The sequence below is a fragment of the Microtetraspora sp. NBRC 13810 genome (genome assembly GCF_030268685.1).
Taxonomy (GTDB): domain Bacteria; phylum Actinomycetota; class Actinomycetes; order Streptosporangiales; family Streptosporangiaceae; genus BSRQ01.
The window spans coordinates 59,117-71,869 of the sequence record NZ_BSRQ01000022.1 but is presented as its reverse complement, the minus strand read 5'-3'; the positions used below and the strand labels follow the sequence as shown (position 1 = coordinate 71,869).

Annotated in this window: 14 protein-coding genes and 1 tRNA gene; 9 read left to right on the top strand and 6 right to left on the bottom strand. The window is 72.5% G+C overall.

Translation table 11 applies throughout. From position 1 onward, the window contains the following. The first annotated feature begins 11 nt into the window (after nt 1-11). On the top strand, nt 12-623 hold the full coding sequence (locus tag QSK26_RS33525; protein ID WP_285779331.1) for a GNAT family N-acetyltransferase: 612 nt from the start codon (nt 12-14) through the stop codon (nt 621-623). A gap of 83 nt (nt 624-706) precedes the next feature. Then, a complete protein-coding gene (locus QSK26_RS33520; RefSeq protein WP_285779330.1) occupies nt 707-1,051 on the top strand; it encodes an ArsR/SmtB family transcription factor in 345 nt (114 codons plus the stop codon). Nucleotides 1,052-1,131: 80 nt separating this feature from the next. On the opposite strand, the gene QSK26_RS33515 is transcribed toward QSK26_RS33520, so the two are convergent. Next, entirely contained in the window at nt 1,132-2,832 is a 1,701-nt protein-coding gene (locus QSK26_RS33515) for an MOSC and FAD-binding oxidoreductase domain-containing protein (RefSeq protein WP_285779408.1), read from the bottom strand. A 341-nt stretch (nt 2,833-3,173) separates the two neighbouring features. Beyond that, a complete protein-coding gene (locus tag QSK26_RS33510) occupies nt 3,174-3,695 on the bottom strand; it encodes a CGNR zinc finger domain-containing protein (RefSeq protein WP_285779329.1) in 522 nt (173 codons plus the stop codon). Between the two features lie 83 nt (nt 3,696-3,778). Here QSK26_RS33510 and QSK26_RS33505 point away from each other — a divergent pair, with 83 nt between their 5' ends. The 3 genes from QSK26_RS33505 to msrA are packed head-to-tail and all read left to right on the top strand — an operon-like array spanning nt 3,779 to nt 4,858. Next, nucleotides 3,779-3,916 carry an alpha/beta fold hydrolase gene (locus QSK26_RS33505; RefSeq protein ID WP_285779328.1) on the top strand — a complete coding sequence of 46 codons (138 nt, stop codon included), beginning with the start codon at nt 3,779-3,781 and terminating at the stop codon, nt 3,914-3,916. A gap of 49 nt (nt 3,917-3,965) precedes the next feature. After that, nucleotides 3,966-4,340: a peptide-methionine (R)-S-oxide reductase gene (locus QSK26_RS33500; protein ID WP_285779327.1), complete on the top strand. Its 375-nt coding sequence runs from the start codon at nt 3,966-3,968 to the stop codon at nt 4,338-4,340. Continuing rightward, entirely contained in the window at nt 4,337-4,858 is a 522-nt protein-coding gene (msrA, locus tag QSK26_RS33495) for a peptide-methionine (S)-S-oxide reductase MsrA (RefSeq protein WP_285779326.1), read from the top strand. The genes QSK26_RS33500 and msrA overlap by 4 nt, the downstream gene beginning before the upstream one ends. A 377-nt stretch (nt 4,859-5,235) precedes the next feature. On the opposite strand, the gene QSK26_RS33490 is transcribed toward msrA, so the two are convergent. Beyond that, nucleotides 5,236-5,670, bottom strand: a complete 435-nt coding sequence (locus tag QSK26_RS33490) for a CBS domain-containing protein (protein ID WP_285779325.1) — start codon at nt 5,668-5,670, stop codon at nt 5,236-5,238. A gap of 233 nt (nt 5,671-5,903) precedes the next feature. On the opposite strand from QSK26_RS33490, the gene QSK26_RS33485 reads away from it, so the two are divergent. From QSK26_RS33485 to selB, 3 genes are all read left to right on the top strand, one after another. Then, nucleotides 5,904-5,997: transfer RNA gene (locus tag QSK26_RS33485), tRNA-Sec, on the top strand. A 46-nt stretch (nt 5,998-6,043) separates the two neighbouring features. Further along, nucleotides 6,044-7,306, top strand: coding sequence for an L-seryl-tRNA(Sec) selenium transferase (gene selA / locus QSK26_RS33480; RefSeq protein WP_285779324.1), 1,263 nt, complete (start codon nt 6,044-6,046; stop codon nt 7,304-7,306). Further along, nucleotides 7,297-9,030: a selenocysteine-specific translation elongation factor gene (selB, locus tag QSK26_RS33475; protein ID WP_285779323.1), complete on the top strand. Its 1,734-nt coding sequence runs from the start codon at nt 7,297-7,299 to the stop codon at nt 9,028-9,030. Before selA ends, selB begins: the two co-directional genes overlap by 10 nt. 133 nt (nt 9,031-9,163) lie before the next feature. On the opposite strand, the gene QSK26_RS33470 is transcribed toward selB, so the two are convergent. From QSK26_RS33470 to QSK26_RS33460, 3 genes are all read right to left on the bottom strand, one after another. Next, nucleotides 9,164-9,430 (bottom strand): DUF1876 domain-containing protein, encoded by a 267-nt coding sequence (locus QSK26_RS33470; protein ID WP_285779322.1) that lies wholly within the window; start codon nt 9,428-9,430, stop codon nt 9,164-9,166. A gap of 105 nt (nt 9,431-9,535) precedes the next feature. Beyond that, nucleotides 9,536-10,282 carry an HD domain-containing protein gene (locus tag QSK26_RS33465; RefSeq protein ID WP_285779321.1) on the bottom strand — a complete coding sequence of 249 codons (747 nt, stop codon included), beginning with the start codon at nt 10,280-10,282 and terminating at the stop codon, nt 9,536-9,538. Nucleotides 10,283-10,310: 28 nt separating this feature from the next. Beyond that, a complete protein-coding gene (locus tag QSK26_RS33460) occupies nt 10,311-11,294 on the bottom strand; it encodes a GlxA family transcriptional regulator (RefSeq protein WP_285779320.1) in 984 nt (327 codons plus the stop codon). Between the two features lie 368 nt (nt 11,295-11,662). Between QSK26_RS33460 and QSK26_RS33455 the strand changes: the two genes are divergently transcribed. Further along, nucleotides 11,663-12,751 (top strand): flavin-containing monooxygenase, encoded by a 1,089-nt coding sequence (locus tag QSK26_RS33455; protein ID WP_285779319.1) that lies wholly within the window; start codon nt 11,663-11,665, stop codon nt 12,749-12,751. Nucleotides 12,752-12,753: the final 2 nt, after the last annotated feature.

Sequence of the window (12,753 nt, the reverse complement as noted above, 5' to 3'; positions counted from 1 at the left end):
ACCATGTGCGCATGGCAGAAGATACACCGTACGCATCCGTACGGCAGGCAGCCGACGCGGAGCGGCAGGCGGTGGCGGACGTCCTCACCGAGGCGTTCATGGACGATCCCGTCATCTGCTGGCTCTTCCCCGACCCGGGCGAACGAGGCCGTCTCCAGCGGCACTTCTACCGTCCCCTGCTCAGCCATCCCGCCGGCGAGGCGTACCTGGCCGGCCGGCGGGAGGGCGCGTCGGTGTGGCTGACGCCGGCCGCCGGGCAGGCGCCCTACGGGGAGCGTCCGGACGGGGCCGGGGAGGGCGTGGACCCGGTCTTCGGTGAGAGCGGCGCGCGGCTGCGGGCGCTGGGGCGGGTGCTGGCGGAGCGGCACCCCGTTCACGAGACCCACCTATACCTCCCGTGCATGGGGGTGCTCCGCGGCGGGAGGGGCGCCGGGCTCGGCTCGGCGATGTTGCGGCACCGGCTGGCGCGCGCGGACGCGGACGGCCTCCCCGCGTATCTGGAGGCGAGTTCGCTCCGCAGCCGCGCCCTCTACCTGCGGCACGGATTCGATGACCTCGGCGCACCGGTCAGCGCGGCGGACAGCCCGCTCCTGTGGCCGATGTGGCGCCCCCGGCAGGCGTAGGGGGTGACGCGGGTGCCGGCGATCCCCGGAGCGGACGGGCGACAGTTCGACGCGCTCCGGACCCGCGCCGAATAATCATCCGCGTGACGGACGAACGCGGCGGCGACGCCGAGGCGGTCGACAGCGTGCTGGTCGCGCTGGCCGACCCGACACGACGACGGCTGCTCGATCTGCTCGCCGCCCACGGTGAGGCCACCGCGACCACCCTCGCCGAGCGCCTCCCCGTGTCGCGGCAGGCGGTGGTCAAGCACCTGGCCGTCCTCGACGCCGCCGGACTGGTCTCCGGCAACCGGATCGGACGCGAGGTGCGATACGCGGTACGGCCGGCGGCGCTGGACGCGACGGCCCGGTGGATGGGCGCCCTCGCGGCCGACTGGGACCGGCGGCTGGCGCACGTCAAACGCGTCGCAGAAGGCGAACCCGGTTAGCCGTCGTGCCGGGTGGCGCCCCACGCCGGGCCGGCTTCGCCCGCTGTCGATGACGACGGCACGCCTGGCGTCCTCCGGCGTCAGAGGTCGAGCACCAGGTCCTCGCGCGGTCGGGCGCAGCAGATCAGGACCTCGCCGGACCCGGCGGGTTCGAGCGGGACCGGGGAATAGTCCACGTCTCCGGCGAGGAGCGGCGTGACGCACGTGTGGCAGACGCCGGTGCGGCAGGACCAGCGGGTCGGCACGTCGCAGGCGTCGGCGAGGTCCAGCACGGAGCCGTGCCGGGGCGACCAGCGGACCGACAGGCCGCTGCGGGCGAAGGTGATCAGCGGTCCGGTGCCCGGCTCACCGGCGGGCGGGTGCGGCGGCACGGCGGGGCGGCCGGTGACCCCCGGATTGACCGGGCCGAGCGCGCCGAACAACTCGGTGTGGACGCGTTCGCCGGAGAGCCCGGCGCGCACGAGGGCCTCGCGCATGGCGGCCATGAAGGACGCGGGTCCGCACAGATAGGTCGTGGCGTCGGCGGGGAGGCCGAGTGCGGCCAGCGCCTCGGCGGTCGGCCGGCCGTGGTGGACCCCGTGGCCCGCGTCCCCGGTGTCTGCCGTGTAGAAGACGTGCTCGTGCGCGTGGGGGAGTGAGGTCAGGAGGGTGTGCGCCTCGCGGGCGAAGGGGTGTTCCTTTCCGCTGCGCGCGACGTGGATCCACCAGACGGGCCGTGCGGTGCGTTCGGCGGCGAGCCGGTGCAGCATGGCCATGACCGGGGTGACGCCGATGCCCGCCGACAGGAGGAGCACCGGGCCGGCGCCCGGAGTGAGCACGAAGTCCCCCCGGGGAGCGGCGGCCTCCAGCCGGGAGCCGGCCTTCAGGGTGGCGTGCAGGTAGCGGCTGACGAGTCCGGCTTCTTCGCGTTTCACGCTCAGGCGGTAGGCGGCGGCGCCGGGCGGCGAGGACAGGGAGTAGCTCCGCACCGGGGGAGGGTCGCCCGCTCCGGCGACCCGGAGGGTCAGGTACTGGCCCGGCAGGGCGGCGGGCAGCGCGCTCCCGTCGGCGGCTTCGAGGTGGACGGACAGCACCGAGGGGGTCTCCCGGACGACCCGGGTCACCCGCACCGGCCGGAAGCCGGGCCAGCCCTCCGGACTGGGCGCGGCCGTACGGCCGGCGGCGTCGGCCATCTCCCGGAAGGACTGCCGCCATCCCGGGCTCAGGGCGGGGATGGCGAGGGCTTTGCGCAGCTTGTCCGGGTCGTGGCCTGGGAGGTACAGCAGCGCGTCGATGTCGGCGACGCTGAGCGCCTCGGGGCCGGTCCTCGTTCTGACGATGTCGTCGCCCGCCGCCACCCTGCCCTCGGTGAGGACGCGGAGATAGAAGCCGGGACGACGGTGGGAGACGAGGAGGGCGGGGAGCTCGGGTTCGCCGAGGCGCAGTCCGACCCGGTAACAGGTGACGCGGGGCTGGGTGACCTCGAACTCGGCCTCGCCGATCCGGTAGCGGTCGCCGATGCACACCTCGTCGTCGGGCAGGCCGTCGACGGTGAAGTTCTCGCCGAACTGGCCGTACTCGAAGTCGGTCCGGCCGAAGTGCCGCTGCCAGTGGTCGTAGGACTGGATCTGGTAGACGAGCACGGCCCGCTGCTCGCCGCCGTGACCTCGAAGGTCGCCCTGGCCGTCGCCGTCGATGTTGAGCCGCCGGACCATCCGCGGGCCGGTGACCGCGTGCTTCCACACGCCGGTGTGCACCGTCTTCCCCTGCCAGGACACGTCCTTCGGCATCCCGACATTCACTGACAGCAACCTCGCCATGGTGATCCTCGCCCCCGGTGGCCGGTATCTGATCTCTGCTCGGAAGCGGCGGAGCGACGCCCGGACCCGGGATTCTCCGCCGTCGAGCCCGGTGTCACGCCGGTGAGGAACGGACCGGTCATCGCGGGACGGAAGCGGTGCCGGCCGGGTACGCGCCGAAGACGTGGCGTCGTCTTCCTCAGCCCGGTTCAACCCTAGCGACTGGCCGGTTGACCTGCCTTCCGGCGGATTGTGAAGGTAATGAAGGAATCGGCTAGTTTTTGCGAACTCCGGGGCTTGGGGATCCTGGCGGCGACAGAGGTGGCGCGTGGCCCGCCTCCGGGTCAGTCGGCCGGGGGCCGGTGCGTCCGCTGGTAGTGCCGTCGCGCCTTCATCCTGTTCCCGCACAACGCCATGGAGCACCAGCGGGCCCTGTTGGTCTTGCTCCGGTCGAGGAGGAACAGCCGGCACTCGTCGTTCTCGCACGGCCTCAGCCGGCCGGGCTTCGTCTTCGCCAGCGCATCCCAGGTCAGGATGGCCTTCACGCCCAGCACCCGCTCGGCCGGCACGTCCAGCGACCACTCCACGCCGCGCTCCGACACGGCCGGGTGGCAGGCGACGCCGTCGAGGAACGGCGCGAGGGCGTCCGCGGGCAGGTCGCCGCGGAGCACTCCCTGCAACGCGTCCCTGATCCGCCGTACGGCGTCGCGCTCCGGGGATGACCCGGCGCCGCCGCGTTGCCGCAGCCAGGCGCGAGCCTCGGCCGTGCCGGCCAGGTGGTCCTGGGCGGCGCCGTCGACGAGCGGGGTGCTGTTGAGCAGGTCGAGCAGCACGTCCTCGTCCGCCCGTGTCGTCGTCTCGAACATTACCTAACCCCTTTGGCGTGCTTGACAGGTTAGAACCCCTGCTGGTTCAGTCTAACCATCGAAAGCGAGCTAGGGGGTTAGTCATGGTGCCATTCGCCGACGATCTTCCCGACGCCCGGATCCACCTGCTCGAAGGCGGTCACTTCCTCCTGGAGAGCGCACTCGACGAAGTGGCCCGGCTGATCCGGGACTTCCTCGGCCAGGTCGCGCTCCACGGCTGAAGTCAGCCCACCGGGGAGGCAACCCGGAATAGAGCGCGGGCGGGGGTGGTTGAGTGATCCGTGGGGTCCTGTTGACAGAGCGAAAGGATGCGCGGCATACGGATTCACCGCGCCCGTCGCATCTGGCAATCTAGTGGAGAACAGCGACACCAGCCATGGCATGATCCGCATCGAGGTGCGGTCGAAGCACGGTGACAGCCATCTCGGTCACGGTTTCGACGATGGTCCGGAGGAGGCACGCGGGCTGCGACACTGCATCGACTCCGCGGCCCTGCGCTCCGTCGCGCTCGACGAGCTGGAGCGCCAGGGCTACGGGGTCTACCGCGAGCTGTCCGAGTCCCGCGCCGAGACCATCGAGAACATCGAGACCACCGAGCCCGGCGGCACCGACTTCGAGAACGCCGATGAAGGAGCGCGAAGATGACCGGAACGACGGAGAAGGCGATCCTCGCCGGAGGCTGCTTCTGGGGGATGCAGGACCTGATCCGCAAGATCCCCGGTGTGGTCTCCACCCGGGTCGGATACAGCGGCGGTGACGTGCCGAACGCGACCTATCGCAACCATGGCACGCACGCCGAGGCGATCGAGGTCGTCTTCGACCCGGAGCAGACCTCCTACCGGGACCTGCTGGAGTTCTTCTTCCAGGTCCACGACCCGACGACCAAGAACCGCCAGGGCAACGACATCGGCACCAGCTACCGGTCGGCGATCTTCTACCTCGACGAAGGGCAGCGCAAGGTCGCCGAGGACACGATCGCCGACGTGGACGCCTCGGGCCTGTGGCCCGGCAAGGTGGTCACCGAGGTGACGCCGGCCGGCCCCTTCTGGGAGGCCGAGCCCGAGCACCAGGACTACCTGGTGCACTACCCCAACGGCTACACCTGCCACTTCGTCCGCCCCGGATGGAAGCTTCCCCGCCGGGACGCCGCCACCGCCAGCTGACCGGCACCCGCCGCACGCGCACGATGACGTGCGCGTGCGGCGGGCTCCCCGCGTCTCATGCCGGGATTCCAGGCGGACCGCGTCTCATACCGGGATTCCAGCGGACCGCGTCTCACGCCGGGATGCCAGGCGCACGCCGCCGTCAGGCCGCGTCCTCCGCCGTGGGGCTCGCGTAGGAGCCGGACCGCAGTTCGTCCAGCAGGCCGGGCGCGGTGGCCTGCCAGCCGAACAGCCGCCGGGCCCGGGAGGGGTCCAGCGGTGCGGAGCGGGTCAGGACGGCCGCGACGGGGACCCTTCAACTCCTGAAAGTCGTCGGAGTCCAGCGCATGGCGCACCCGAACGACGCGGGGACACCGGCGGCCGGTGGCGTCGCCGGCTCAGGCGTGGGCGTAGACGCGGTGGACGAACTCGGCGAGCTTGCCGTCGGGTAGTTCCTTGGCGAGGTCGGCCTCGCTGATCATGCCGACCAGCCGGCGGCTCTCCAGCACCGGCAGGCGCTTGATCTGGTGCTCCTCCATCTGGTTCAGCGCCTCTTCGATGCTGCTGCCGGCCTCCGTCCACACCACGCCCTGGGCGAGTTCCCCGGCCGTGCAGCGATCGAGGTCCTTGCCCTCGGCGCAACACCTGATCACGATGTCCCGGTCGGTGATGATCCCCTTGAGCCGGTCGTCGTCCCCGCAGATCGGCAGCGACCCGACGCCGAGGTCGCGCATCATCCGTGCGGCCGCGGTGAGGCTCTCATGCTCGCCGACGCACTGCGCCCCTTCGTGCATCACGTCTCTGACCGTTTTACCGATCCCTTCGGTACTCATCCTCCGTCACCTCCGCGATCAGCTCGGCCCGGTCCCTGAGCGGTCCCGGCGCCGAGCGGATCTCTCCATTCATCACCTATCCACCCGTATGCCCCGAAACCTGGCCTCAGGCATACATGTGGTCAAGCGGTGGGATCGTCGCCGCGGGTGGGATCGGCTCGCCCGGAGGAATTTTGCGGTCGCAGGTACCTTCGTTGCCTTTTGCCGGGAACCCGCTGGCTACGATCCGTTTCGGAGGCGTTCAGGCGCCTGGTGGCCCTCCTGGTCTTCAAAACCAGTGGCGCCGAGCATCTCGGCGCGGCGGGTTCGATTCCCGTCCGCCTCCGCTGATCGGCGAGTCCGGGGGTGGTCGCGAGTGGATCGACGGAGTTCCGTGCCGCGGACCGATGTCATGCTGGCCGACCCCCGGCTGGCCGCCGCCCGGGAGACGCTCGGCCCCGCCATCGTCAAGGCCGCGGTGGCGAGCGCCCAGCAGCGCGTCCGTGAAGGCGTCGCCGAGCCCGGCGGCGCCGTGGACGCGGCGCTCGCCTTCCTGCCGGCGACCGCCGGCGGCCTGCGGCACGTCGTCAACGCCACCGGTGTGCTCGCGCACACCAATCTGGGCCGGGCTCCGCTCTCACCCGCCGCCGTCACCGCGGTCACGGCTGCCGCGGGCTACACCGACGTCGAGTTCGACCTCGCCGGCGGACAGCGCGCCCGCCGGGGCCGTACGGCTCTCGCCGCGCTCGCGCAGGCGGTCCCCGAGGCGCAGGCCGTGCACGTCGTCAACAACAACGCGGCCGCGCTCGTGCTCGCCGCCACGGTGCTCGCGCCGGGCAGGGAGATCGTCGTCAGCCGCGGCGAACTGGTGGAGATCGGGGACGGGTTCCGCCTGCCGGAGCTGCTGGAGTCGGCCGGCTCCCGGCTCCGCGAGGTCGGCACCACGAACCGGACCGCCCTGCGCGACTACCAGGACGCCTGTGGCCCGGAGACCGGCTTCATCCTCAAGGTGCACCCGTCCAACTACCGGATCGAAGGGTTCACCGCCGAGGTCTCCGTCGGGGAACTCGCCACGATCGGCCCGCCGGTGGTGGCCGACATCGGCTCGGGGCTGCTGCGCTCGGAACCGCTGCTCCCCGGCGAACCGGACGCGGCCGGCGCGCTGCGCCAGGGAGCTGCCCTGGTCACCGCCAGCGGCGACAAACTTCTCGGCGGCCCGCAGGCGGGACTCCTGCTCGGCAAAGAAGACCTCGTGGAACGGCTGCGCCGCCACCCGCTCGCCCGCGCGCTGCGGGTGGACAAGCTCACCCTGGCCGCGCTCGAAGCGACCCTGCGCGGCCCGCGACCGCCGATCCACCGGTCGCTCCATGCGAGTGTCGCCGAGCTCAGGGAACGCGCGGAACGTCTCGCGCGACGGCTGGACGGCCACGCGGAGGCGGTGCCGACCGTCGCCAGGGTCGGCGGCGGGGGCGCACCGGGCGTCGAACTGCCCAGCGCGGGCATCGCCGTGGACGAGCACCTGGCCCCGCTGCTGCGCTCCTACGATCCTCCGGTGATCGGCCGGATCACCGACGGGCGCCTGGTGCTCGACCTGCGCGCGGTGGAGCCCGGTCAGGACGAGGTCATCGCCGCGGCGGTGGAGCACGCGTGCGGGTGATCGCCACCGCCGGGCATGTGGACCACGGCAAGTCCACGCTGGTCCGGGCGCTGACCGGGATGGAACCCGACCGCTGGGCCGAGGAACGCCGCCGCGGCATGACCATCGACCTCGGGTTCGCCTGGACCACGCTCCCGTCGGGTGAGCGGATCGCGTTCGTGGACGTCCCCGGGCACGAGCGGTTTGTCACCAACATGCTGGCCGGGGTGGGGCCGTGCCCGGCGGTGATGTTCGTCGTCGCCGCCGACGAGGGCTGGCGGGCCCAGTCGGCCGAGCACCTGGCCGCACTCGACGCCCTGGGCGTACGGCACGGCCTCGCGGTGATCACCCGAGCGGACCTGGCGGATCCGGAGGACGCCCTGAGCCAGGTGCGCGGTCACCTGGAAGGGACCGGCCTGGCGGGCGCCGAGAGCGTCGTCGTCAGCGGCCGGACCCGGCAGGGGTTCCCCGAGCTGAAGGCCGCGCTGGCCCGGCTCGCCGCCGCGCTTCCCGACGCGGACCCGCGGGAGGACATCCGGCTGTGGATCGACCGGGTCTTCACCGTCACCGGCGCCGGGACCGTCGTCACCGGAACGCTGACCGGCGGCACCCTGCGTATCGGCGACGAACTGGACGCGGGCGGTCGCCGGGTCAGGATCCGCGGGCTGCAGACACTGGGCGAGAAGGCGGACCGGGTCGCCGCGACCGCCCGCGTCGCCGTCAACCTCCGGGGGGCCGACCGGGCCGACCTGTCCCGCGGCATGGCGTTGACGACGCCGGACGCCTGGATGCCGGCCCAGGTCATCGACGTACGGCTGAGTTCCGGCCTGAACCGCCGGGGAGAGGCGGTCCTGCACATCGGGTCCGCCGCCGTCCCCGCCGGGCTGCGTTTCCTGGGCGCGGACACCGCCAGGCTCACTCTCAGCCGCCCCCTGCCGCTCCGGACGGGTGACCGGGGACTGGTCCGCGACCCCGGCAGGCGGGAGATCGTCGCCGGGCTCCGGGTGCTGGACGTGCGGCCCGTCCCGCTGCGGCGCCGGGGTGCCGCGGCGGGACGGGCAGCCGCGCTCGACGAGATGGAGCTGCCCGACTTCGCGGCCCTGCTGCGCTGGCACGGCCTGCTGACGGGGCGCGAGCTGACGATGATGGGATGCCCGCCCGGCGGCTCGCCCGTGGCCGGGGACTGGTACGCCGACCCCGGGCACTGGTCCGAGCTTGGCCGCCGGCTCACCGGCCACCTCTCGCGACGGCCCCCGCTCGACCCCGGGATCACCGTGGACGCCGCCGCCCAGCTGCTCGGACTGCCCGATCGCCGGCTCGCCGAGGCGCTGGTCGAGGCGCCCCTGGTGGTCGAGGGCGGGCGGATCCTGCCCGCCGGCGGGGCGCTGCCTCCCGCGGTCGTCACGGCGGTCACGCGGCTGGCCGCCGACCTCGCCGAGCGTCCCTTCGACGCCCCCACCGCCGACCGGCTGGCCGAGCTCGGCCTCACGGGCAGGGCACTGGCGGCCGCGCTCCGCTCCGGCGCGGTGATCTCGGTCGGGAAGCACGTGGTCCTCCTGCCCGACGCGCTGGACAGGGCGGCGGACATCCTGGCCCGGCTGCCCGCGCCCTTCACCGCCTCCGACGCGCGGTCCGCCCTGGCCACCAGCCGCCGCGTCGCCATCCCGCTCCTGGAGTGCCTCGACGCCCACGGCATCACCCGGCGCACCGCCGACGACCGGCGGGTGTGCCGCCCGCGCCGCTGACGCCGACCGGCTGTCAGGCCGCCGCCCGGAAGGACCGAACCGGCGCTCACCGCGGCGAGAACGCGAAAAGCGGACCCGCCCTCCCCGGGGAGAGCGGGCCCAGATCCGGTACCGACCGGAATGTTCGGCGGCGTCACCGGCTCGCCGCCGGCCCACCGGCATGGGCGACGTCCTCCGCGGCGTCACCCATCAGCTTGTCGGCGAGATCCATCAGCGCCCGCCCGGCCGCGAGCTCGTCGCCGATCTCGGGCACCGGGCGGTCGGTCGGGTTGCGGCGCGCGTAGCCGGTGCTTTCGTGCCGCTTGTCACCGCCGGCGTACAGGACGGCGCGCGCGGACGTGCGGTCGTCGCCGTCGCCTTCCGCGATGAAGATGTGAACGGTCCATTCCTTGGCTTCCATGGCCTTCCCTCCCCCCAGGTTCCCCCTACCCACCCGAGCCATGATCCCGCGGCGGAGCACGGACCTCCGACGGCCGCACCGGCGGCGGACCCGGCCGCGTCGTCCTCAGTCGCCCCAGCCGCCCTCGGCGAGGAACATGTCCCAGGTCGTGTACGGCAGGGAAGGGTGCCGCTGGTGCAGGATCTCGCCGGGCAGCGTCATCGGCGGCGCCTTACGCGGGTCGGCGAGCCCCTGCGCCTCGATGGCCGCGGTCAGTGCGCGCGCGCCACCGTGCCGCGGATAGGCGGCGTGCACCCGCCCGGCGTACCCGGCCGGGACGTCGGCGGGACTTCCGGTCAGGTCGATGCCGATGCCCGTCTGGGCGATCACGATCTCCGGGGCGCGACGGCGGGAGAACACCGGGGACTGGTGGATGCCGAGGGAGGTGTGCAACGCGATGCCGTCCCAGACGGTGTCCACGCGGCGGTCGGACACCCCGTTCTCCTCCATGAACCTCGCCGCGAAGTCCGCTCCGTCCACCTCGAACCGCTGGTGGGTGGCCGCCCGCTCGGTGAGCCCCATGTCGTGCAGGACGCAGATGAGGAACATCACCTCGGCGTCGTAATCCTCGTCCGGCCGCCTTTCCGCCTGGGCCGCCGCGGCGCGCCCGAACAGGAAGCTGCGGAGGCTGTGGTTGCGCAGACAGGGCTGCTGTGACTCGGTCACCACCTCCCGGGCCCGGCGCGCCAGACGGGTGCCGGGAAAGGACAGGTCCTGCGTCGCCGCGGAGGCGCCGGTCATGCCGACCGCCGCGCCGGCCGCGCCGGTGAGCCCGGCGCCCAGCAGGACACGACGGGACAGGGGAGATGTCATGGAATTCTCCTTCGGACAGGAAGACGTCTCAGGTGCTCGTGTGCGGGGTGGTGGTGAACCTGGCCCGGTACGCGCCGGGCGTGATCCCGAGCAGCCGCAGGAAGCCGCGCCGCAGGGACTCGGCGGAGCCGAATCCGCACCGGCGGGCGACGCTGTCCATGCCGTGGTCGCCGGATTCGAGCAGCATCTGCGCCGCCTGGACCCGGACGCGTTCCACATAGGCGGCCGGTGTGACGCCGAGCTGGGCGACGAAGAGGCGCCTGATGTGCCGCTCGCTGACCCGGGCCCGCGCGGCCATGGCGGGTACGGAGTGGTCGGCGGCCGGATCCAGCGACACCGCGTCCACGACGATGCGCAGCGGGCCCCGGCCGGGTGGCGGCAGCCGGGACCACACGCTGAACTGCGACTGGCCGCCCGGGCGCTGGAGGAACGTCACCAGGAACCTGGCGACGTCGCGCGCGAGCCGCGCCCCGTGGTCCTCCTCCACCAGTGACAGGGCGAGATCGATGCCCGCGGTGATGCCGGCCGAGGTCGCCAGCGGCCCGTCCCGCACGAAGATCGCGTCCGGGACGACCCGGGTCGCCGGGTGACGTTCGGCGAGCAGGTCACACCATTGCCAGTGCGTCGTGGCCCGCCGGCCGTCCAGGAGCCCGGCCTCGCCCAGGACGAACGCCCCGACGCACACCGACACCACGCGGCGGGCCCGGGGGGCCATCCGCGCGACCGTCCCGGCCAGTGCCGAGCCCTCTCCCCGCCCGGGTGCGGGCCCGCCGGCGACGAGGAGCGTGTCCACCGGGGGACCGAGGTCCTCGACCGCGAGGTCCGGGATCATCCGCAGACCGTTGGTGGCGCGCACCGCCCGGCCGCCGGGCGACGCCGTCCGCGTCTCGTAACGGCCGCCCATCGCGTTCGCCGCGGTGAACGCGTCGAGCGGCCCCGCGGCGTCCGTCATCACCAGTCCGTCTTCGACCAGCACCACCACGTCGCGCCGGTCGGCTCCATTCTCCGACACGACAACGAGCCTCCGGTACGGCCCGCCGGACCGCAATGACGGGGAACCCACAGATCCGGACCTCCCCTGGCGCGTGCCTGCCCGGGTTACACCGGTCACCGGACCCAATGGGTTTCCGGCGCCGCGAAACGAGTCCGGGGTTGCAGACTTGGAGAACCGGGTCGGGCGTGACCTTCCGGGAGGGCCGCGTGCGGGGCACGCCTCCGCCCTGCGGAGGACGCCCACCGGGTGCCATGTCCGTTCACGCACGCCAACTGAGGGGAAACGCCGTGCAGGAGCCGCGCCCGATCAACGCGGAGAAGAGATCACCGACCGGCGGCCAGCACGCCGGAACGACGCCTCCCGGACCTGGTGGACGACTTCGGCGGTTGACCGCGGTCCTGGTGATCGGCGGCGGGCAGGCCGGGCTGGCGGCGGCGTACGCGCTGCGCCGGTCGGGGTTCAAGCCGGTGATCCTGGAGGCGGGGAAGGAGGCGGTCGGGTCCTGGCCGCGGTACTACGACAGCCTGGCGCTCTTCAGCCCGGCCCGCATCAACTCGCTGCCGGGGATGGCGTTCCCCGGCGACCCGAGCCATTTCCCCGTCCGAGACGAAGTCGTCGACTATCTGAGGAAATACGCCGGCCGGCTGGACTGCGAGATCCTCACCGGCAGGAGAGTGGGCTCGGTGCTGGCCACGGAGGACGGATACCAGGTCGAAACCGAGGACGGGCGGAGTTATTCAGCCCCTTTCGTGGTCGCGGCGAGCGGCTGTTTCGACAAGCCGTACAAGCCTGATATCCCCGGGCTGGGGGAATACACCGGCACGGTTCTGCACGCCGCCGACTATCGCAATCCCGCGCCTTTCGCCGGGCAACGGGTCGTCGTGGTGGGCGCGGCCAACTCGGCGGTGCAGATCGCCATCGAACTCGCCCGGGATTCGCAGGTCACTTTGGCCACCCGTAAGCCGCTGAATTTCTTCAACAAAAAGCCGAACACAGGTGACTCTTTCATCTGGTCCGTGTTCGGCGGGCTCGGGCGGCTGCCGACCAGCCGTGTGTTTCCGGTGCACAGCACCTCCAACGGGGTGGGTGGGGTGGTCGAGGTAGGCGGTTACCGGGCTGCGATCGAAAGTGGGCGCCCGGACCGCCGGCCGATGTTCGTCGGTGCGGAAGGCACCCGGCTGCACTGGGCGGACGGCCAGGCGGAGCACGTCGACACCGTCATCCTGGCCACCGGATACCGGTGGGCGATGGACTACCTCCGGCCGCTCGGCGCCCTTGACCGGGCCGGCGTGCCGAAACAGCGGTGCGGGATGTCCACCACGCACCCGGGACTCGCGTTCATCGGTTTACAGGGGCAGTATTCCCTGCTGTCCGGATCATTGGCCGGCACCGCCGCGGACGCCTATCACATCGCGCGTCAGTTACGACGGCAGGCAATCGGGATCATCAAGGACGCGAAGTCGGGAAAACCGTGAGC